This window comes from Salinigranum marinum (assembly GCF_024228675.1).
Classification (GTDB): Archaea; Halobacteriota; Halobacteria; order Halobacteriales; family Haloferacaceae; genus Salinigranum; species Salinigranum marinum.
The window spans coordinates 3,404,791-3,425,392 of sequence record NZ_CP100461.1; the positions used below are offsets into that span (position 1 = coordinate 3,404,791).

The following is a 20,602-nucleotide window of genomic DNA, read 5'->3' on the forward strand; positions in this document are numbered from 1 at the left end:
CTCGTCGATACCGACCTGATTTTTTTTTCTGTCTCCTCTTGGTAGCCGGGGCGCTCACGATCGAGACACTCACCTACCGACCGCGTGTCAGACGGGTTCCGCTGATGGTCATCGCCGTGCTCAACGTACTGATCGCGCTCAAACTGGCGTTCATCCTGCTCGGTAAGTACACGGACGTCTTCGAGCGGCTTGACGACACCTCCGGAACGTTCGACGTCGGAGACGAAGAGATCTCTGTGAGCGTGACCCGACAGGTGCGAGTGCTCGCATGGGTCGTCGTCGCGGTTAGCCTGATCTACCTGTTCGGGTTCGTCATCGCGACCGCCGTGTTCATCTTTACTTTCGTGCAATCGGAGGCCGACATGTCGACTGAACACGCGCTCCTGTTCACCGTCGTAGCGACCGTCTTCATCTACGTCGCGTTCGTCGAACTCCTGTCGTTGCGGATGTACGAGGGGCTGTACGGTCCCGCACTGCCCTTGTTTTAATCTTCTTGCGTCGTGCTCGGTATCTCGATCGAATCGGACTCCGTCAGGGTTCGACGCGGCGTCGCGGCCGCATCCGTCGACGAGACGGCGCGACTACCTCTCGTGAGAGCGTCACTGTCTGGACACCCCGCCGAGTGAGCCACTTCCACCGAACAGCACCACCGATCGTTCCACGCGGCACGGGATCGCACTCGCGGGGAGTCGACGCGCCTGCCCGGAGCTATTCAGTCGGGACGGCCAACTCGGTCAACCGATCGAGCATGCCCGGTTCTTCGAGCGACAGGACGGCGGCCTCGACCGCTTCGGCACGCTCGCGCGCGAGCCGGTACTCGGCACACTCGAAGAACTTGCGCCGGAGTCTGTCCTCGCTCAGCGGGTTACTCGGGCTCCCGGGTGCGTCTAAGACCGACTCGACGAACGACGCGCCGTCCGCCGTGACGACTTCGACCCGGCTCCCGTACGACGCTTCGGCGGTCGCGGAGTCGAACGGATCGGTCTCGGCTTCGACATACACTTTCGCCATCTGTTCGCGCGTCCGCTCCTCACGGACGTACTCGTCGGAGAACTCCCGGACGCCGACCGTCCCTTCTCGGAGGATCGCCGCCAGACAAAACTCGTACGAACCCATCGCTTCGAGCGCGGTCTGTGGATCGGATTCGTCGATGGTGTCCGTGACCCCCTCGTCGACGGTGACGGTGATGGAGACGACGTCGTCGGCGGCGAGTGTGTTCCGCTCGACGATGAGACGGAGCGCCTCCATGGCGGAGTGGGTCACGACCCCGGACGGATACGGCTTGAATCCGTTGTCGAGGACCGCCCATTCGACCGTCGGATCGGTGATCCGTTCCGGTGTGTACCCGCCTTCGGTCGTCACGAGTTCGCCGTACCCGAAGCGACCCTCAAGGATCGCCCTGTCGGCAGTCGCCCCGTTCGCCGCCAACAGTGCGGCGACGGTTCCCATCTGGGCTGCGTGAGCACAGTGGAGCGGGTTACCCATGGTTCCGGAGTTCTTCTTCAGGCCCGATGCGAACGACGCGGCCAGCCCGAACGCCTGTTCGAGGGTGCTCGGGGCCAACTTGAGGACGGATCCCGCGGCGGCGGCGGCGCCGAAGACACCGACCGTCGCCGTGCTGTGCCATCCGCGGTGCCAGTGCGACGGTGCGAGGCTCTCACCGACTCGGAAGAGCACGTCCAAGCCGGCCACGTACCCACAGAGGAGGTCACGGCCGGACCTCCCTTCGAGTTCCGCCGCTGCGAGAGCTGCGGGGAACGCGGTACAGGAGGGGTGAATGACGACCGCCTCGAACGTGTCGTCGTAGTCGACGGCGTGACCGGTGGCCCCGTTGACGAACGCTGCGTGTGGGCCACTCGTCGTACCGTGGCCGAGGATCGTCGCGTCGGACCCATCCGAGTAGAGATCGACGTATCGAGTCGCCGTCTCCCCGACCGGATGCTGTGACCCGTACAGGCAGAGGCCGACGTAGTCACGGATCGAGCGCTTCGCGTGCGCCACCGCATCGTCGGGGATCGAATCGAACGCGAGGGTGGCCGCGTGTGCGGCGAGATGTGCAGTTTCGTCCACGTCTGAGGAGCGACCGCCGCGGACTAAACTGTTTCCCGCGAAGGAGCGATGGGGTCGGCGTTCGTGAGGAAGGCGGGAGCCCTGCCGATGCCGTCGCCAGCGGGCCCTGGTCTGTCCCGAACCCGCGCAGAGAGGCCACGTCTCGTCTCTCGGTGGTCGTCCTGTCCGAGACACCGTTCGTCGCTGGAGAACTCGCGTGACGCGCCCGTCGACCGGTCGCTTCCCCAATCGACGAGATGTCGCACCCGCCACCCACGCATGACCGGACTACGGGGGAGCGCTCCCCGATCGGACCGGTTCTTCGGTAGCGAACGAGATCGAGCCAAAAGTGCGCTCTGTATCGGTCGGTGCCTCTGAACACCTACAGTTCTGAGACGCCTATAGAATCTGATTCACAATTTCGAATATCTTTCTCCGGTTCAACCATTTGTATTTCCATTAATATTTGATCTTCCTGGCGTTTTGCAGTGGGAAACTCAATGAAAAACGAATATCGTCGTCCGAAAAAAGAGAGACACCGAACCGAGTCCGCGGGACTGACTTCCCGTGACTACCCGGACAGCGACTTCAGCTCGATCTTCTCCGCGGCCACGAGGAGGGCGTCCGGTATCTCCGAGGAGAGCCGGTCTTCCTTCAGCCGGTGTTTCGGGCCGACGACGGCGAGCGCGCCGATCAACCGGGAGTCACCGTCGGTCACTGCGACGGCGACCGACTGCTGCCGTTCGATACGCTCTCCCCTGTTGATGGCGAAGCCCCGCTCCCTGATCTCGTTGATCTCGTCGAACAGCTCGGCCTCGTCGACGATCGTGTTGTCGGTGAACTCGTCCAGGGAGGTGGCCCGCAGGATCTGCTGGATGCGCTCGTCCGGAAGCTCCGCCAGAATCGCCTTCCCCGCCGACATGCAGTGGATCGGGACGCGCGTGCCCGCTCGGGCGTCCGGCAGTTCGTGGTTCCGGTTGTCGCAGTAGACGAAGACGCACTCGCCCTGCTCCTCGACGATGAACGAGACGTTCTCGCCGGTCTCGTCGGCCAGCATGCGCGCGTATCGCTTAATGACATCGAACAGGGGGACCTGGCCCCGAACGAACTCGCCGTGAGAGAGGAAAGTCAGGCTCAACTCGTGACGGTCGCCCCGTCTGACAACGTACCCTTCCCGCTGTAGCGTCGCCAGGTGGCTGTGGGCCGAACTCTTCGAGATCCCCAGTTCCGCCGCGACCTCGCCGACGGTCGCCGCCTCTAGTTCACGGAGCGTCTCGACGATTGCCAGCGAGCGCTCGACGGCGCGTATCGTTTTGGTATCGTCGGAAATACTGACCATACACCCATATCAACAGGGGTCTATTTAATATTTCTCCGTGGGAAACGCGATACGATGTCCGTTGTTCCCAGTCAGCCACGGACGGTCGGGGTTCCGTCCGCAGCCCCGGGACCGGTGTGGCCGTGGTCGCGGCCGGTTCGGCGTGACGGTATGCGGTAGATGACAACAGTAAAGATGTAATGGGTGGCCGAGTGCCTCCGCCAACGCGCGTCTCGTTGCTTACGTGACCGGAGCCGTTCCGCTCGCGACGCCCCGTACCGCGGGTCTCACGCCGGCGCGCGCTCCGGGCGCGTCCACCGACCGCCCGGCCGTCTCGTGGCTGCCCCTCGACGAGTGGTGGCTCCGTCCCGGACGCCGCGTGGTCGACCGTATTCGTGTGGCTGGGCCCGAGAATTGATCAGAAATATTTGCACGCCTGTGACACGGAATATTCTTTAGACTGACGGGGTCACAGCCGAGGACCGCAGATCCGTCGCCGAACGTGAGGGGAGGCGGCCGTCGCCCGTCGAGACGACGTCCGACCGACCCCGTGCCGTACGACCGGATCCCGCCGCGGCCGCGTCGAGTGGCGGTCAACGGACGATAATCCACGACGAGCCGCCATCGACGACGGAACGACGCGAACGCGTAGGAGTCCTCGTCACGGGTAGCGCTGAGAGTCGCCCGGACTCCCGCCGTTGACGCACACTTCGGTGCGAGATGGTCGGTGACCGCCGGGAGACGAGGTGTTTGGGGCTGCCAGTGTCTGATCGCGTGCGCCGACTAGAGGGCGGCCAAACGTCGTCGGACCGCCGCTGCCGAACGCCGGACTGCGTCGCCGTCGGACCGTATACACGACCCAATCGGCGTCACGCCCGACTGGTCTCGTGCGTACAGTCCTCGCTGATCGAAGCGACGCCGTGGCCCGGACGGAAGTTATTGATTCAACTAATGAGAAACTAATTATAAATATTTTCCAGTTCGATGTGCCACCGTACAACCGCCTGTGTCGAGCGTGGCACCGGCACGCCACGGTCGTCTTGGGCCGCGTGATGACCGAGATCATCCCGGCGTTCGCGGTGGGGTACGTGCTCGTGATGAGCACCCTCGGCACCGTGTTGATGGGCGAGTCCGACCGGGTCGCGCGGTTCGTCTTTCGGGAGCCGGAGTCGGCGGTGGTAGGGTGAAGCGCGGGGTTCGGACAGCATCCGCCGAGTACGAGTACGGGCTCGGAGATCGACAACGCGGACCGAACCGGGGCGACTCGACCGGTGCGTTCCTCGTCCACCATCCTGGCGCGATCGGACCGGTCGGTGGGGTCGACCGGGAGACGGTGGACACCGCGTTCGACGACCCGACGCGGACGTCCGTGAACTGCTGTCCGGCGGTGAGTGAGAGGACGAGGGCCCAGTCGTCGGCGCTCGGGGACCACTGAGCGAGCGCGCTGCCCGTCAGTCGGCCAGTCGAGCGTTGGGCATGTCCTCGACGACGGCCCGGGCGGTGCGCTCGCCGCTGACGAGACACATCGGCATCCCGATACCGGGGGTCGTGTACGCGCCGGCGTAGTAGAGACCGTCGGGGCCGTCCCGGCGACCGGGACGGAACGGGCCGGTCTGCGAGAGCGTGTGCGCGAGGCCGAGCGCCGTTCCCTGTGGGTCGCCGTAGCGCTCGGCGAACTCGCTGACACAGGCGGACTCCTTGACCACGATGCGGTCACGGAGATCGACGCCCGTCTGCTCGGCGAGGTCGGAGAGGACGAACTCCCGATACGTTTCGCGTCGCTCCGGGCCATCGTCGAGGCCGGGGGCGATGGGCACGAGGACGACTACCGATTGGTGGCCGTCGGGGGCGACGGTCTCGTCGGTCTTCGAGGCGACCGAGAGGTAGTACGCGGGGTCGTCAGGCCACTCCGGGCGGTCGAATATGCGCTCGAAGTGGCCGTCCCAGTCGACCGGGAGCACGAGTGAGTGGTGCGCGAGGGGGTCGACGTCGCCCTCGACGCCGAGGTAGAGCATGAACGCCGAGGGCGCGTACGTCCGGTCGTCCCATGCGCTCGGGTCGTGTTCGCGCGCCGCGGACGAGAGGAGTTCGCGCTCGGTGTAGGCCGGGTTGGCGTTGCTGACGATCAGGTCGGCGCGTTCGACGCCCGCCTCCGTCTCGAGTTCGAACGACCTGCGCTCGCCACGGATGGACTGCACCTCGACACCCGTCCGTATCTCCGCGCCCTGCTCGCGCGCGAGGTCGCCGAGCGCGTCGACGACGCCCGCGATGCCACCCTCGGGGTAGAACACGTTCAGGGTCAGGTCGACGTGGTTCATGATGCTGTACAGCGCCGGCGTGTTGTGCGGCGCACCGCCGAGGAAGACGAGGGTGTACTCGAGCAGTTGCCGGAGCTTCGGGTGCTCGACGTACCGCGAGACGTAGTCGTCCATGGTGCCGAACAGGCGGGCGCGGGTGGCCATCGGCAACAGGTCGGTGTCGACGTAGTCACGGAGGCGGTCACGGTCCTCGTACACCACCCGATCCATCGCGAGTTCGTAGTCGCGTTCGGCCCGCGAGAGGTACTCCGAGAGGGCGTCGCCGGCCCCCGCCTCGTACGACTCGAACAGGTCGTGGACGTTCCGCCGGCGGGGCTGGACGGTCACCCGGTCGCCGTCCTTCCAGAACACCCGGTACTGCGGGTCGAGCCGTTCGAGGCGGTAGTAGTCGCTCGGCTCGCGGCCGAAGTGGCCGAAGAACCGCTCGAACACGTCCGGCATCAGATACCACGATGGCCCGGTATCGAACCGGAACCCATCGCGTTCGAGCATACCCGCGTGCCCGCCGAGTCGGTCGTGCCGCTCGAGCAGTCGAACGTCGGCCCCGGCGCGGGCCAGATACGCTGCCGCCGACAGTCCGCCGAACCCGCCGCCGACGACCGTGACCCGCGTGTCGTCATCAAAGGCCGCTTGCATGGGCGGGGCTAGTGACCCGTGACACAAGGGTCGGACACACGTTTTCAGATCCTTGGAACGCCGACGGTCGTTTATTATCGACTTTTCCCTAGCCCCGAACGATGCACACGCCAGGCCTCGGTTCCGTCCGACGGTGGCACCGGCGCGCCGACACGCACCCGTCCCTCGCGCTGTCGAGGGTGGCCCTGCTCGCGCTCGCAGTCGGCTTCGGCCTCGCGGGTGCCGCGGGGGTCACCGTCCCGCTGAAGGCGCAGATGGTCGTCTACCTCGTCGGAATGGTGGCGCTCAACCTTCCGCACGGCGGCTACGAACACTTCGAGAACCTCCGGCGGCGTCGGCTGACGGTCCGCTGGCGGTACGTCGTCGCCTACCTCGGCGGTATCGCGGCGTTCGTCGGCCTGTTTCTCGTCGCACCCGTCGCCGGCCTCGGACTCGCACTCGCCGTGGCGATGGCGAAAGGCGGCATCGGCGGCCTCCACGTCATGGAGGCGACGACGGGGACCGACCACCTCCGGACACGACTCCAGCGGACGCTTGCGGTCGCGGTGCGGGGTGGCGCGGTGATGCTCGTCCCCATCGTCTTCTGGCCGGAGACGTTCCACGCCTTCAGCGTGCTGATGATTGGCCTCGTCGACCCCGGCGGTCTCGCGCCATACGCGCGGTACTTCGAGTTGACCCGTTCGCTCGTCGCTGGCGGGTACGGACTCGCGCTCTTCGCGCACGTCGGCCTCGGTCTCCTCCGAGGCGGCGGCCGGTCGTGGCTCATCGACGCCGGTGAGTCCCTCCTCCTGACCGCGTTCTTCGCGCTCGTGCCCGTCCTCGTCGCGGTCGGGCTTTACTTCCCGTTCTGGTACTCGGCGCGACAGGTGGCTCGGACGCGGACGGTCGACGAGTTCGACGGGGGCGACGATGGCTGGGACCTCCTCGGCGGCGAGAAGGCTTCGACCGTCGCGCTCCGGGCGTGGCTGGTCCTCGTCGCGGGCGCGCTGGCCACGTTCTCGGTGCTGGCCGTTGTGTACTGGGCGTTCCCGAACCCACTGGCCGGGTCGTCGCTCCTCCCCGGTGCCGTCGCGTTCTGGAGCGTCTTCATCAGCATCGTCGCCCTGCCACACGTCGTCGTGGGGTCGGTGCTCGACAGAGAGCGCGGCATCTGGTACGTGCCCTGATCCGGCGGAAGCGCCCACCACCGGTCGACTCGCGCTTATCCCGAGAACAGCGAGTTGTGGACGGGCGCGTAGTTCCCGCCGGTGTCTTCTTCTTCGGGTACGGTGTCGTGGATCGCGGTCCCGTCGACGCCCTCGTTCAGGAAATCCCGAACCGGCGGGCCGACCTTCTCGGGTTCCACCAGGAAGGCGTCGTGGCCGTGATCAGACTCGACGACGTGGTGAGCGACCGGTACGTCTGCCGAGCGGAACGCCGCCGCCACGTCCTCGCTCTGTTCGACGGTGAAGTGCCAGTCGCCAGTAAACGAGAGCAAGAGCGCCTCGCCCTCGAAGGCGGCGACGGCGGCGGCGTCGGACTCGTACCCCTCGGAGAGGTCGTAGTCGTCCATCGCGCGCGTCAGGTAGAGGTACGAGTTCGCGTCGAACCGCTCGGTGAACTTCTCGGCCTGGTAGTCGAGGTACGACTCGACGTCTCTGTATGGAAAAAAGGCCGCGGCGGGGTCGGTGGGGAACGTGTCGCGGATCGCGTCCCTGCCCGCCGACCGGCGATCGAACTTCTGGGCCATGGAGTCCTTCGAGAGATACATCACGTGGCCGATCTGTCGGGCGAGCGCGAGCCCATCCCGCGGGGGTTCTCCCCCGTAGTAGTCGCCGCCGTTCCAGTTCGGATCGGTCGTGATGGCCCGCCGCGCGATGGCATCGAGCGCGAGACACTGCGCGTCGAGCCGCCCCGCGGCCGCGACGGGGACGATCCGCTCGACGTCGTCGGGATACGCCACGGCCCAGTCGAGGACGTTCATGCCGCCGACCGACCCCCCGACGACCGCGTGCAGGCGGCCGACGCCGAGTTCGTCCAGCAGCGCGCGCTGGGCTCGCGTCCAATCCCTGACGGTCACGGGGGGGAAATCGGTGCCCCACGGCTCGCCGTCGGGGCCCCCGCTCGGTGGGCCGTCGGTCCCGTAGCAGGAGCCGGGGACGTTCGCACACACCACGTAGTACTCCTTCGTGTCGACGGCCTTGCCGGGGCCGACGATGTCGTCCCACCACGCGCGGGCCTGGCCCGCGGTCCCCGCGGTGTGGCGGCCGGAGACGTGCTGGCTCCCGGTGAGCGCGTGACAGACGAGCACGGCGTTCGAGCCGGAAAAATCCCCGTACGTCTCGTAGGCGACCGTGAGGTCGTCGACGACGTCGCCGCACTGGAACTCGAATCGGCCGACCGAGGTGCGGTCGCGGGTGGTCACGTGGCCGTCACCGCCCGGTCGATCCCCCATTCGAGATCCGCGACGATGTCCTCGGCGTCTTCGATGCCGACCGAGAGCCGGAGCATGTCGGGCGCGACGCCCGCGGCGCGCTGTTCGTCGGCGCTCAACTGGGCGTGCGTCGTCGACGCGGGGTGGATGATCAGGGTCTTCGCGTCGCCGATGTTCGCGAGGAACGACGCGAGATCGACCGACTCACAGAGGGTCTTGGCCGCCTCGAACCCGCCCTCTAGTCCGAAGGTGACCATCCCGCCGTAGCCGCCGTCGAGATACTTCGAGGCCAGTTCGTGCGTCTCGTGGCTCTCCAGGCCGGGGTACGACACCCACGCGACCTCCGGGCACGTGGTCAAGAAGTCGGCGACCTGCGCCGCGTTCTCGCAGTGCCGTTCCATCCGCAGCGGGAGGGTCTCGATTCCCTGCAGCGTGATCCAGGCGTCGAACGGCGACTGCTGGTTCCCCAGCGAGCGGACGGCGCGCTGGCGGGCACACGCGGCGAGCGCGCGGTCGCCGAACCGGTCGGAGAAGTCGATGCCGAAGGCGGGGTTCTCCCCGGAGAGCTCGGGGTATTTGTCGGTGGCCCCCCACGGGAACGTGCCGCCGTCGACGAGGACGCCTCCCACGGTCGTGCCCGATCCGTGGAGCCACTTGGTCGTCGACTCCCAGACGACGTCCGCGCCGTGTTCGATCGGCCGGCACAGATAGGGGGTGGCGAACGTGTTGTCGACGACGAGCGGCGTCTCGTGGTCGTGGGCGACGTCGGCGACGGCCTCGAAGTCGGGCGTCCGGAGCGAGGGGTTTGCGACCGTCTCGACGTGGACGTACGCGGTGCCGTCGTCGATCGCTTCCTCGTACGCCCGGACGTCGAGCGTGTCGACGACGCGGGTCTCGATCCCTCTCCGCGAGGCCATCTTCGAGAGGTACGTGGCGGTGCCGCCGTACATGTCGGCGGAGGCGACGACGTTGTCACCGCTCTCGGCGAGGACGCTCGTCGCCGAGTCGAGCGCGGCCATTCCCGCCGAAGTCGCGACGGCGTCGCTCCCGCCTTCGAGCGCGGCCAGTCGGCGTTCGAGGACGCGCGTCGTCGGGTTCGCGATGCGCGAGTAGACGTATCCCTCCGCGTCGAGCGCGTACAGGTCGGCCGCGTGGTCGGCGTCGTCGAAGACGTACGAGGTGGTCTGGTAGATCGGTGGTGCGCGGGCACCCGTCGCCGGGTCCGGATCCTGGCCGGCGTGGAGGCTCCGGGTGTGGAAGCCACGGGTCATGTATAGTACGCATATTTCTCGATTATCTTATAACCCGTAGTTACGGCAAGGCCTGCGGCTCCTCGGCGGAAGCGACGGCTGGTGGGGCGAAAACGGCCGTTTTCGGGTCCGCGTGCGGCGTGTTCACGACCGACGAAACCGTCGGTGAGCGACTCCCGGAGCGGCGGTCAGACCAGCAGTTGGATGTCGGCTTCGACCATCTCCTGGAAGGCGGTGGCCGCGCCGACGCCGACGGTGACGCCGCTAAAGAAGTCGTCCTCGTCGTAGTCGAGGAGGTCGATGGTCATCTGACACGCCTGCAGGTCGACGCCGCTGTCGAGCGACAGCTGGACGAGTTCCTCGACGGTGGCGACGTCGTTGTCGGCGATGCGCTTGCGCATCATCCGCGACGTCACCTCGTCCATCCCCGGGAGCGCCGCGATGGCGTTCGGCATCGGGGTGTTGGGGTTGCCGACCGAACTCAGCTTCAGCTTCGAGGCGTGCTCTTCGTGGAGGATCTCCAGCCCCCAGAACGTGTGGAAGACGGTGACGTCGTAGCCGAACGCCGCCGCGGTCGACGCGAGGATGAGCGGCGGGTACGCCATGTCGAGCGTCCCTTTCGTCGCGATGATGACCATCTTCTTGGGGCCCTCTTCGACCGCGGTCTTGAGCTCCGCGAGCTCCCCTTCGAGCTCGTCGATCCGCGCCCGAAGGTCGGCGTTCGTGGTGTCGTCCGCCTGTGGTGGTGTGTCAGTGCTCATCTCGGATCACTCACTCCGTCTTGCGGACGTAGTGCGTGTAGACGCCGTCGCCTTCGACTTGGTCGACGAGTTCGACGCCGTCGGTCGAGCCGGCCCACCCGGCGATGTCGCTCATGCTCCCGGAGTCGGTCGCGACCACTTCGAGGACGTCGCCGGCGGCCAGTTCGTCCGCCGCCTGTTTCGTCTTGATCACCGGCATCGGGCAGTTCTGTCCCGTCACGTCGAGCGTCTCGGTCACGTCGATGTTCGAGCTCATCTGTAGTGTTCCTCACCGTTCGTACCGGAGCGAGGATAAAAAGTCTATCGCTTGTAGTGCCCAATATATACACAACTAATTCCTGGAAAACACGAGAAGAGAGCCGATGCCTGGTCCACCTCTGCCGACAAAGACGCCATCATAGGCGTCAAAAGGCCGATAAAGGGGCGGTGAACGGCTCGCCACCGGTGCGTCCGACATCCGAACTCTTATTGTAACACGTGTACAAGACTTGCTCGAATGATGCACGCCGTGTCGACGCGAACCGGTGGGTACCGAACGCCGACCCAGGAGGGGCCACGATGAACGGGCTCGCCCTCCAGTTGGCGGCCGAACTGTTCCCCCGTGGCGTAACCCAGTACCTCGTCGGCGGGGTCATGGTCGCGGCGGGGATCGCGGTCATCTACCTCGGGACCGCCATCATCCCGGGCAACAGCACGTTCCTCGAGACGACGCTCTCGTACGTCTCGAACCTCTCCCGGCTGAACCAGCCCCGGTTCGTCGCCTCCCGCGACTGGCGCGTCGTCTTCGCGCTCAGCATCGTCGCGGGCGCGGCCGTGTGGGGGCTGCTCCTCGATCCCGGCGTCTTCACGACCCAGGTCCAGCCGTGGCGGCTGTTCGGCGGGGGCATCCTCGTCGGGATCGGCACGCGCATCGGGAAGGGCTGTACCGCCGGGCACGGCGTCTGCGGGCTCGGATCGGCCTCCCGCACGTCGCTCGTGAACGTCGTGCTGTTCGTCGGCGTCGCGATCGTCACCGCAGCGGTCGTTGCGGCGCTGGGGGTGACCCCATGAGCGCCGACTCGACCGACCGCCACCCGCTGTTCATGCCGCTCGTCGTCCTCGGGGGGCTGATCCAGGGGTTCGGCCTCGCGTACAGCGGCATGGCCCGGCCCGAGGTCGTCCTCGACTTCCTCCAGTTCGACGACTTCGGTCTCGTCTTCGTCATGGGCGGTGCGGCCGTCGTCTCGGGGATCACCTTCTTCGCCGCCACGCGCTTCCTCGACCGCGCGCCGCTGACCGGCGACACGTACGGCCGTCGGGTGAAGTCGATGGACCGCAACGTCGCCGTCGGCGGCGTCGTCTTCGGGGTCGGCTGGGGCGTCTCGGGGATCTGTCCGGGCGCGGCGTACGCCAGCGTCGGCATCGGCAACCTCCCCATCCTCTGGGCCATCGCGGGGATGTTCCTCGGCGCGTACGCCCAGGGCTACTGGCGCTCGCGGCGCGCGAGCGTCTCGGGCGAGGCAGTCACGACGGGCGACTGAGGCGCGCGGGCGTCCCGCCGTGCTCGGGCCGGCGCTGTCGCGTCCGCGGCCACGCGAAGGGTTTTGCACGCCCCGCTCGGACTCAGGGCCATGGAGATCGCGCCCTTCGCCCTCGAACGCTGGTTCGCCGAGTACGAACACGACGCCGACATCATGCTCGCCGAGTCCGGCATCCGGTCGCTTCCCGCCGACCGGTTCGACACCGACCCCGGGGACCTCGGCTACGTCATCCCGACGAACGGCGACCCCGCGCTGCGCGAGACCATCGCCGAACGCTACGACCGCACGGCCGACGAGGTGCTCTGTACCTGTGGCACCCAGGAGGCCAACTTCCTCGCGTTCCTCGCGCTCGTGGACGAGGACTCCCACGCGGTCTGCGTCACGCCGACGTACCAGGCGCTCCACGCGGTCCCGCGCGCGGTCGGCTCCGTGACCACGGTCGACCTCGACCCGCCTCACTGGCGACTCGACGTCGACGCCGTCGCCGATGCCGTCGAACCGAACACCCGGCTGATCGTGCTCAACAACCCGAACAACCCGACGGGGCGGTACCACTCCGCGGAGACCGTCCGCGCGCTGTACGACCTCGCGGCCGACAACGACGCGTACCTCCTCTGTGACGAGGTGTACCGACTCTTGGCCGAGGAGCCGCTCCCGCCCGTCGCGTCGATGGGGCCACACGGCCTGTCGACGACGTCGCTCACGAAGGCGTACGGGCTCGCAGGCACCCGGTTCGGCTGGCTCGCGGGCGAGGAGACGGTGGTCGACGACGCCTGGCGGTGGAAGGATTACACGACCATCTCGCCGTCGTCGTTCGGCCAGCACGTCGCGCGGCAGGCGCTCGGCCGCCGCGAGGCGGCGATCCTCCGCGAGAACCGCGCGCTCGTCCGCGAGCACCACGCGATCGTCGCCGACTGGCTCGCCGACCACGGCCTGTCGTGGCACGACCCAGTCGGCGTCAACGGCTTCGTCGAGGTTCCAGCGGCGTTCGCGGACGGCGAGGCGTTCTGTCGAGCCGTCGTCGAGGAGGCGTCGGTCGTGCTCGCACCCGGGAACACCTTCGGTTTCCCCGGCTACTTCCGCATCGGTTTCGGCCTCCCCACGGCGGAACTCCGCGAGGGACTCACGCGCGTCGGACGGGTCGTCGAGAACGCGAGGTGACTGGCGAGCGATCCGGACGGACACCGTCGAACGACCCGACGGGAGCCTGTTCGGTCCGGGCCGCGAGCGACACCGACGCCACGGCGGTGTTCCAAACGGTTTATACTGCCCTCGAAAGAACGCACGAGTATGGCGAAAGAGCAGAAGCAGGTCCGGGAACTCCAGGAAGGAAGCTACGTGATGATGGAGGATTCGCCCTGTAAGATCAACGCGTACTCGACCGCCAAGCCCGGCAAGCACGGGAGCGCCAAGGCACGAATCGAGGGCAAGGGCGTCTTCGACAGCAAGAAGCGATCGCTATCCCAGCCCGTCGACGCGAAGGTGTGGGTGCCGATCATCGAGCGCAAGGGCGGCCAGGTCCTCTCCGTCTCGAGCGGCGAGATGCAGGTGATGGACCTCGACACCTACGACACGTTCACGATGCGCATCCCCGACGGCGTCAGTGTCAGCTCCGACGACGAGATCGAGTTCCTCGAGTACGAGGGACAGCGGAAGATCGTCCGGTCCTAGCGGTTCGAGACGCATGTTCCCCGGCGCAACCACGGCCCGGGACGACGCCGACTACGTCGTCGTCGGCGCGCCGCTCGACGTCTCGACGACGTTCCAGCCGGGGACGCGGTTCGGCCCCGACCGCGTGCGAACGTTCGCCCGGACGTACGACGACTACGACCACCGGACGGGCCAGCGCTTCACCGAGCTCGGGGTCGCCGACGCGGGCGACGTCCACGCGTGGGACGACGCCGAGGAGTATCTCTCTTTCCTCTCGGGGGAACTCGGCGACGTCGTCCGCGACGACGCCGTCCCGCTGTTGCTCGGCGGCGAACACACGGTGAGCGACGCCTGCGTGCGGGCGACCGACCCCGACGTCTTCGTCTGCCTCGACGCCCACCTCGACCTCCGACGCGAGTACGACGGCAACGAGTGGAGTCACGCCTGCGTCACGCGGCACGTCCTCGACGTGGCCGACGAGGCCGTGATCCTCGGCGCACGGACCGGCTCCCCCGAGGAGTGGGAGCGCGCCGAGGCCGACGACGTGACCGTCGTTCCGCCCGAGGACGTGCCCGCGTGGGTCGCCGACTTCGACGGCGTCGACGGCGCGGCGTACCTCAGCGTCGACATCGACGGCGCGGACCCGAGCGTCGCCCCCGGAACGGGAACGATGGAGCCGTTCGGGCTCTCCGCGACGACGATGCGCGACGTCGTGCGAGCGGTCGCCCCGTTCGCCGTCGGCTGCGACGTGGTCGAGGTGAACGACCGCGACGACGGCCAGGCCGCGGCGCTCGGCGGGAAGCTCCTCCGCGAGTTCGTCTACGAGCACGCCGCGCGCGACGGGGCGACCGCGGACGACTGACCGCGGCGGCGGGCCGGGCGCGACTGGGCGACCGCCGACGGCTGACCGCGGCGGCGAGCCGGGCGCGACTGCAAGCAGAAGCCTTCCCTTTCGTTGGTTCCTCACGAAACGTATGCGCACATCGACACTCGTCCTCGCGCTCGGCGTCGTCCTGTTCGCCCTCCCGATCCCCGGCACGTTCGTCGGCGGCACGCTCGTGGCCCTCGTCGGCGGCCTCGCGCGGTTGCTCGGCGTGTGAATCGGTTCCCCGTGAGAGATACAGATACAAACGCCTGCCCGCCGACGGGCGAGGTATGGAACTCACCGAACTGGTCGCGCGGTACGACGAGCGGCTTCGGACCGACGCGTACGCCGACGTCGACGCCAGCGCCAACGGACTGCAGGTCGGCCCCGACGCGGCACGGGAGATCGAACACGTCGCGGTGGCGGTCGACGCGGCGACGGCGACGATCGACGCCGCGGCCGAGGCGGGTGCGGACGTGCTCGTCACTCACCACGGGCTCTCGTGGGGCGGGATCGAACGGGTGACCGGGCCGACGTACGACCGCATCGCCCGCCTCGTCGAGGCCGATCTCGCGCTGTACGTCTCGCACCTCCCGCTCGACGGCCACCCGCAGTTGGGCAACGCGGCCGGCCTCGCGGACTTCCTCGGCGTGACCGACCGCGAGCCGTTCGCGACGATCGGCGGTGAACCGGTCGGTCAGCGGGGAACTCTCTCGGCGCCGACGTCGGCGCCCGACCTGCGAGCGCGCCTCGACGAGTTGCCACAGGGGGGCACGAAAACCCGGTTGCTGTCGTTCGGGCCCCCGGAGGTCGAGGAGGTCGCTATCGTCACCGGGAGTGGCGTCGACTTCCTCGACGAGGCGGTCGCGGCCGGCGTCGACACGCTCGTCACCGGCGAGGGGAAACAGCAGGCGTACCACCAGGCGCGCGAGGCGAAGTGCAACGTCTTCCTCGCGGGCCACTACGCGACGGAGACGTTCGGCGTGCAGGCGCTGGAAGGGCTCGCCGCGGACTGGGGGCTAGAGACGACGTACGTCGAACACCCAACCGGGCTGTGAGCGCCCCGCGTCGACACGCTCGGTAGTCGGCTCCGCCCGGCGCGGCCGTTGCGGGTGGCGAGCGTGGCCGACGGCAGCCGTGACGGACGACCGACCCCGTCGCCGTCCCCGCCGGACCGTCCATCTCCGCCATCGATTCTCGCGTCCGATACTCGGGGGTGAACTGTTATACGAGCCGTTCGCTTGGATCCGACAGCACTCAATGAACGGAGCGTCCGAACTCGTCGACCGGATCCGTGGGAGCTACGCGGCGAAGCTCGCAGTCGCGCTCCTCGCCGTCGTGGGGCTCACCGTCGGATTCGGGGCGATCGTCCACGTCCAGACGGCCGAAGAGCTACGGGAAGACGTCGAGGGGGAACTGACGACGACCGCCGAAGTCAGGAGCGCCGACCTCGACACGTGGCTGTCCGCGGTGAAGAAACAGACCGCGGTGACGTCGGACCACCCGGTGTTCCGCAGCGGCGACGAGGCCCGGATCCGGTCGCACGTCGATGACATCGTGAGCGAAGGGAAGGCCCCCGACGGCGTCGTGGCGATCCACTACTACGACGTCGACACGGGCCGGATCGTCACGTCCTCGAACGAGCAACTGATCGGGGTCAGCCCCCGTGAGATGGGCGCACCGTTCGCCCAGGGAGCGGGCGCGATGGCGTTCGACGGGCCGAACGACGCGTTCGTCTCGGCCCCGTTCCGCGTGCCCGTCGTCGATTTCCCCGTGGTCGCGGTCGTCTCGCCGGTCCCCGACCGTCCGGACCGGGCGGTCGTCTACATGGTGAACTTCGCCCAGCGGACCGAGTCGTTTACCACCGCCGTTGACGGCGGGCGCACGGTCGTCCTCGACCCGGAGGGACAGTTCATCGCCCACCCCGACGGCGACCGGATCATGACGGAGTACGGGCGCGCCGACGAGGTCGTCGGGGAGCGGACGTACGCCGACCACGGCGACACGCTGGTCGCGGCGGCCCCGATGGAGTCGGTCGACTGGACCGTGTTGGTGATGGCTCCCGAGGACGAGGCGCTCGCGCTCGGGACGCAGGTCACCTCACAGATCCTCGGACTCATCCTCCTGACGGTCGTCTCGCTCGCGCTCGTCGGCGTCACGGTCGGGTCGAACACGGTCATCTCTCTGCGCGAACTCTCCGGCAAGGCGACGGCGATGGCGGAGGGCGATCTGAGCGTCTCGATGGAGACGGACCGCCGCGACGAACTCGGGACGCTCTACCGGACGTTCGGGGAGATGCGCGACTCGCTCCGGGAGACGATCGAGGAGACGCAGGCGAGAAACGACCACATCGAGTCGAAGGCGACCGCCTACGGCTCGGTGATGCGGACGGTCGCAGAGGGGGACCTGACCCGCCGGGTCGACCCAGAGAGCGAGAACCGGGCGATGACGGAGATCGGCACGGCGTTCAACGGGATGCTCGACGAACTCGAAGCGACGCTCGGCGACGTCAAACACTTCGCCGCCCACGTCTCGACCGCCAGCGAGGAGGTCGACGCCAGCGCCGACGAGGTGATCGAGGCCAGCGCCGAGGTGACCGACTCCGTCGCGGAGATCTCCGACGGCACCGCCCGGCAGTCCGACCGCTTACAGGAGGTCGCCGGGGAAATGAACACGCTGTCTGCGAGCGCCGAGGAGATCGCCGCCACGGTCGAGAGCGCGGCCGAGACCTCGAGACGGGCCGCAAGCGCCGGCGCGGACGGCCGCGACGCCGCCGAGGACGCTATCGAGGAGATGGACGCGGTCGAACGCGAGACCGCCCAGACTCGAACGGAACTGGAGGCGCTCGACCGCGAGATGGAGGCGATCGGCGAGATCGTCGAGGTGATCACGAACGTCGCGAGGCAGACGAACCTGCTGGCGCTGAACGCGTCGATCGAGGCCGCACGAACGGGAGAGGGCGGCGACGGCTTCGCCGTGGTCGCCGACGAGATCAAGAACCTCGCCGAGGAGACGCAGGCGTCGGCGACGGAGATCGAAGGCCGGATCGAGGAGATCCAGGCGCGGACCGCCGCGACCGTCGAGGGGATGCACGACACGACCGAACGGCTCTCGGCGGGCGTCGAGACGGTCGAGGAGGCGATCGACGCGCTCGAACGCATCGTCGAACACGTCGACGAGACGGATTCGAGCATCCGCGAGATCAACCACGCCACCGACTCGCAGGCCAGTTCGGCGAGTTCGGCCACGGAGATGGTCGACGAGGTGGCCGGCATCGGTCAGCAGACGTCCGCCGAGGCCGAGCGGGTGGCGGCCGCGGCCGAACAACAGACGGCGACGCTCACGGCCGTCAACGACGCTGCCGAGGATCTCGCCCGCCGGGCGACCTCCCTCGGAAGCGTCCTCGACGACTTCACGGTGAGCGACGGCGCGACCACCGACACGTCCGCGCTGCCGGTTCGCGACGGGGCCGACCCGGGATCCGTCGCGGCCGCCGACGGTGGGGCGACGACCGACGACGGCGACAGCGGGGTCGGTTGGTCCCGGACGGACGACCGCGAGACGGGGGGTGACGGGCGATGAACCACACGATCTGGCTCTGGGTCGGTGCGGTGGGCATGGTGGTCGGAACGCTCCCGCCGCTGTGGCGGCTCGTCACGGATCCGGAGAACCGCTCGTACTACGCGCTCCTGGCGGCCATTACCGGGATCGCGGCCGTCGCGTACGTCGTGATGGCGCTCGGCCTCGGGAGCCTGCGCGTCGGCGGGACGGAGCTGGTCGCCGCCCGGTACGTCGACTGGCTCCTGACGACGCCGCTGATGGTGCTGTACCTCGGCCTCCTGGGACGGTGTGGGACCCGGCTGTACGCGGCGCTCGTCGGGGCGGACGTCGTGGTCATCCTCGGCGGTGTCGCGGCCGACGTCCTCGACGGCTTGGCCGCGGCGGCCGCCTTCGGCGTCGCGACGCTCGCGTTCTGTGCGCTCGTCTACCTCCTGCTCGTCACGGTCCCGCGACGGGTCGCACTCCGTGAGGAGTGCGTCGTCACGTTCACCAAACTCCGGAACCTCACGGTCGTCCTCTGGAGCCTCTACCCCGTCGTCTGGCTCCTCTCGGGGTCGGGGTTCGGACTCCTCCTCCCGGCGACCGAGAACGTCGTCGTCGTCTACCTCGACTTCATCAGCAAGGTCGGCTTCGTCGTCATGGCGGTCAACGGCGACCGCGCGCTCGACGCGCTGGAGGCCGTTCGGCTCGACGGACGCACGTCCCACGCCGACTGAACGGGACCCGGCGGTCTGTTCGCGCCGCGTCCTGAACGCAGGGGGTGGTCGGTTCGCCGCGTTTCGGAGGGCCGCGGTGTCTCGACGCCACCTCTCACGTCGAACTGACCGAACACCTTTTGTTCGCATCGGGCAAACCGCGTGCCGTGACAGGCGTCGACGACGACCGTGGGGACGGCGACGAGAGCGACGCCACACCCGACCCGGCCACGGACTGGCGCGCTGCACTCGCCGCGACGGGGCGGCTCACGCCCGCCATCGTCGACGCTATCGTCTCCACGCACGGAAGTCGCGGACAGCAGGCCATCGAGGCCGTCTCCGAGGGGCGCGTCAAGCAGTACAAGGACTTCACGGTCGTCGTCGGCCACGACGACGAGTACATCGTCGAGGACGGCCAGTGCACCTGCAAGGACGCCGAGTACAACCTCGCGCCGGACGACCCCGACCAGCGCTGCTGGCACTCGCTCGCGGTCGACGTCGCCGAGGGCGTCGGGCGGGTCGACCACCACGACATGTGGTACTCGGAGGTCCGGGAGTTCCTGTGAGCCGGCGCGGTCGGCGGCAAGCCGCGCCGGAACGAACCGCGGGGTTCGGCTGACCGACCACGGGAGCCGCGGTTACCGCGAGGCCCGCGCGGTCCGGGCGGAAACCCTTTGAGACCCGACAGCCGATGCCCAGGTATGACCGACGACGACATCTCCATCGACGAAAAGCGCGTCTTTTCATCGAAAGCCGGCAAGACGGAGGTGTTCGTCGCCACCGGGGTCGGCGTCGTGGCGGTCGACGTCTCGGGGGACCGCATCGGGGGGTTCCGCATCGACCACCGCTGCACCGCGCGGGACGTCGCGGGACGGGACGGGCGGATCGCCGTCGCGACCGACGAGGACGTCCTGCTCGCGCCGGGATACGAGCCGACGGGGTTCGGCCCCGCCGCGTGTGTCGGCCTCACCGACGACCGCGTCGTCGCCCTCGGCGAGGACGGCCGCGTCGGCACGCTCTCCTTCGAAGCTCCCCTCGACGGGGACGCGACGCCGTGGCGCACGGTCGGAACCGTCGCGGGGGGCCGCGCCGTCGACGGTCGCCTCGTCGCGACCGACGGGGGCGTCGTCCGCCTCGGCGGCGACGGCCTCCGCCCCGCCGGCCTCTCGGCGGTCACCGACGTGGCCGCCGCGGGACCGTTCGCCGCGACGGACGACGGCCTGTTCTACCTCGGCAACGGCTGGATGACGATCGACGACGGCCCGTGGAGCGTCGTCGACGCCGCGGTCGACGGCGATCGCGCGCACGCCGCCGGCGTCTCGGGTGTCCTCCGGCAGGTAGGCACCGACCGAGGGGCGTGGGAGGCCGCCGAGGACGATATCGCGCCCGACGGCGAGCCGGTGGGCTTCGCCTACGGCGACGGCTTCGTCTGCGCCGTGACCGCCGACGGGGAGTTCTTCGTCGACGCCGGCGACGGCCCGCGGACGCAGGCGCTCGGGCTCCGCGACGTCGGCGGCGTCGCCGTCCCCTGACCCTCCGAGCGGGCCGACTCCGGTGGCCGGGAGA

The 20,602-nt window shown here is 68.4% G+C and carries 20 protein-coding genes and 1 pseudogene; 14 read left to right on the plus strand and 7 right to left on the minus strand.

Annotation, left to right across the window (positions count from 1 at the left end):
- Window positions 1-38 precede the first annotated feature (38 nt).
- Complete coding sequence (locus NKJ07_RS16960) at window positions 39-488, plus strand: tripartite tricarboxylate transporter TctB family protein (protein WP_318567969.1); 450 nt, start codon at window positions 39-41, stop codon at window positions 486-488.
- 220 nt (window positions 489-708) lie between these two features.
- On the opposite strand, the gene NKJ07_RS16965 is transcribed toward NKJ07_RS16960, so the two are convergent.
- A complete protein-coding gene (locus tag NKJ07_RS16965; protein ID WP_318567970.1) occupies window positions 709-2,070 on the minus strand; it encodes an MmgE/PrpD family protein in 1,362 nt (453 codons plus the stop codon).
- A 550-nt stretch (window positions 2,071-2,620) separates the two neighbouring features.
- Entirely contained in the window at window positions 2,621-3,388 is a 768-nt protein-coding gene (locus NKJ07_RS16970) for an IclR family transcriptional regulator (RefSeq protein WP_318567971.1), read from the minus strand.
- A 1,028-nt stretch (window positions 3,389-4,416) separates the two neighbouring features.
- Here NKJ07_RS16970 and NKJ07_RS16975 point away from each other — a divergent pair.
- Window positions 4,417-4,554 (plus strand): annotated as a pseudogene (locus tag NKJ07_RS16975) (cation:proton antiporter); the annotation flags it as partial.
- 264 nt (window positions 4,555-4,818) lie between these two features.
- Here NKJ07_RS16975 and NKJ07_RS16980 read toward each other — a convergent pair.
- Complete coding sequence (locus tag NKJ07_RS16980; protein WP_318567973.1) at window positions 4,819-6,321, minus strand: phytoene desaturase family protein; 1,503 nt, start codon at window positions 6,319-6,321, stop codon at window positions 4,819-4,821.
- A gap of 101 nt (window positions 6,322-6,422) precedes the next feature.
- On the opposite strand from NKJ07_RS16980, the gene NKJ07_RS16985 reads away from it, so the two are divergent.
- On the plus strand, window positions 6,423-7,487 hold the full coding sequence (locus NKJ07_RS16985; protein ID WP_318567974.1) for a Brp/Blh family beta-carotene 15,15'-dioxygenase: 1,065 nt from the start codon (window positions 6,423-6,425) through the stop codon (window positions 7,485-7,487).
- A 35-nt stretch (window positions 7,488-7,522) separates the two neighbouring features.
- Here NKJ07_RS16985 and metX read toward each other — a convergent pair whose 3' ends face one another.
- From metX to NKJ07_RS17005, 4 genes are all read right to left on the minus strand, one after another.
- A complete protein-coding gene (metX, locus tag NKJ07_RS16990) occupies window positions 7,523-8,725 on the minus strand; it encodes a homoserine O-acetyltransferase MetX (protein ID WP_318567975.1) in 1,203 nt (400 codons plus the stop codon).
- A complete protein-coding gene (locus tag NKJ07_RS16995) occupies window positions 8,722-10,005 on the minus strand; it encodes an O-acetylhomoserine aminocarboxypropyltransferase/cysteine synthase family protein (protein ID WP_318567976.1) in 1,284 nt (427 codons plus the stop codon). Before NKJ07_RS16995 ends, metX begins: the two co-directional genes overlap by 4 nt.
- A 167-nt stretch (window positions 10,006-10,172) precedes the next feature.
- A complete protein-coding gene (locus tag NKJ07_RS17000) occupies window positions 10,173-10,745 on the minus strand; it encodes a DsrE/DsrF/DrsH-like family protein (RefSeq protein ID WP_318567977.1) in 573 nt (190 codons plus the stop codon).
- Between the two features lie 10 nt (window positions 10,746-10,755).
- Window positions 10,756-11,001 (minus strand): sulfurtransferase TusA family protein, encoded by a 246-nt coding sequence (locus tag NKJ07_RS17005; RefSeq protein ID WP_318567978.1) that lies wholly within the window; start codon window positions 10,999-11,001, stop codon window positions 10,756-10,758.
- A 302-nt stretch (window positions 11,002-11,303) separates the two neighbouring features.
- Here NKJ07_RS17005 and NKJ07_RS17010 point away from each other — a divergent pair, with 302 nt between their 5' ends.
- From NKJ07_RS17010 to NKJ07_RS17060, 11 genes are all read left to right on the plus strand, one after another.
- The gene (locus NKJ07_RS17010) at window positions 11,304-11,795 is read left to right on the plus strand and encodes a YeeE/YedE family protein (protein ID WP_318567979.1); all 492 of its coding nucleotides are present in this window, start codon (window positions 11,304-11,306) and stop codon (window positions 11,793-11,795) included.
- Window positions 11,792-12,265: a DUF6691 family protein gene (locus tag NKJ07_RS17015; protein WP_318567980.1), complete on the plus strand. Its 474-nt coding sequence runs from the start codon at window positions 11,792-11,794 to the stop codon at window positions 12,263-12,265. Before NKJ07_RS17010 ends, NKJ07_RS17015 begins: the two co-directional genes overlap by 4 nt.
- Window positions 12,266-12,355: 90 nt before the next feature.
- Complete coding sequence (locus NKJ07_RS17020; protein WP_318567981.1) at window positions 12,356-13,426, plus strand: aminotransferase class I/II-fold pyridoxal phosphate-dependent enzyme; 1,071 nt, start codon at window positions 12,356-12,358, stop codon at window positions 13,424-13,426.
- A gap of 129 nt (window positions 13,427-13,555) precedes the next feature.
- Window positions 13,556-13,936 (plus strand): translation initiation factor IF-5A, encoded by a 381-nt coding sequence (locus NKJ07_RS17025; protein WP_318567982.1) that lies wholly within the window; start codon window positions 13,556-13,558, stop codon window positions 13,934-13,936.
- Between the two features lie 13 nt (window positions 13,937-13,949).
- Window positions 13,950-14,777, plus strand: a complete 828-nt coding sequence (locus tag NKJ07_RS17030; RefSeq protein WP_318567983.1) for an arginase family protein — start codon at window positions 13,950-13,952, stop codon at window positions 14,775-14,777.
- Between the two features lie 112 nt (window positions 14,778-14,889).
- Entirely contained in the window at window positions 14,890-15,015 is a 126-nt protein-coding gene (locus NKJ07_RS17035; RefSeq protein ID WP_318567984.1) for a hypothetical protein, read from the plus strand.
- 55 nt (window positions 15,016-15,070) lie between these two features.
- The gene (locus NKJ07_RS17040; protein WP_318567985.1) at window positions 15,071-15,838 is read left to right on the plus strand and encodes a Nif3-like dinuclear metal center hexameric protein; all 768 of its coding nucleotides are present in this window, start codon (window positions 15,071-15,073) and stop codon (window positions 15,836-15,838) included.
- A 202-nt stretch (window positions 15,839-16,040) separates the two neighbouring features.
- A complete protein-coding gene (locus tag NKJ07_RS17045) occupies window positions 16,041-18,362 on the plus strand; it encodes a methyl-accepting chemotaxis protein (RefSeq protein WP_318567986.1) in 2,322 nt (773 codons plus the stop codon).
- Window positions 18,359-19,057 carry a bacteriorhodopsin gene (locus NKJ07_RS17050; protein WP_318567987.1) on the plus strand — a complete coding sequence of 233 codons (699 nt, stop codon included), beginning with the start codon at window positions 18,359-18,361 and terminating at the stop codon, window positions 19,055-19,057. Before NKJ07_RS17045 ends, NKJ07_RS17050 begins: the two co-directional genes overlap by 4 nt.
- A 146-nt stretch (window positions 19,058-19,203) precedes the next feature.
- A complete protein-coding gene (locus tag NKJ07_RS17055) occupies window positions 19,204-19,602 on the plus strand; it encodes a hypothetical protein (protein WP_318567988.1) in 399 nt (132 codons plus the stop codon).
- Window positions 19,603-19,737: 135 nt separating this feature from the next.
- Window positions 19,738-20,568 (plus strand): HVO_0234 family beta-propeller protein, encoded by an 831-nt coding sequence (locus tag NKJ07_RS17060; protein WP_318567989.1) that lies wholly within the window; start codon window positions 19,738-19,740, stop codon window positions 20,566-20,568.
- The last annotated feature ends 34 nt before the right edge of the window (window positions 20,569-20,602 follow it).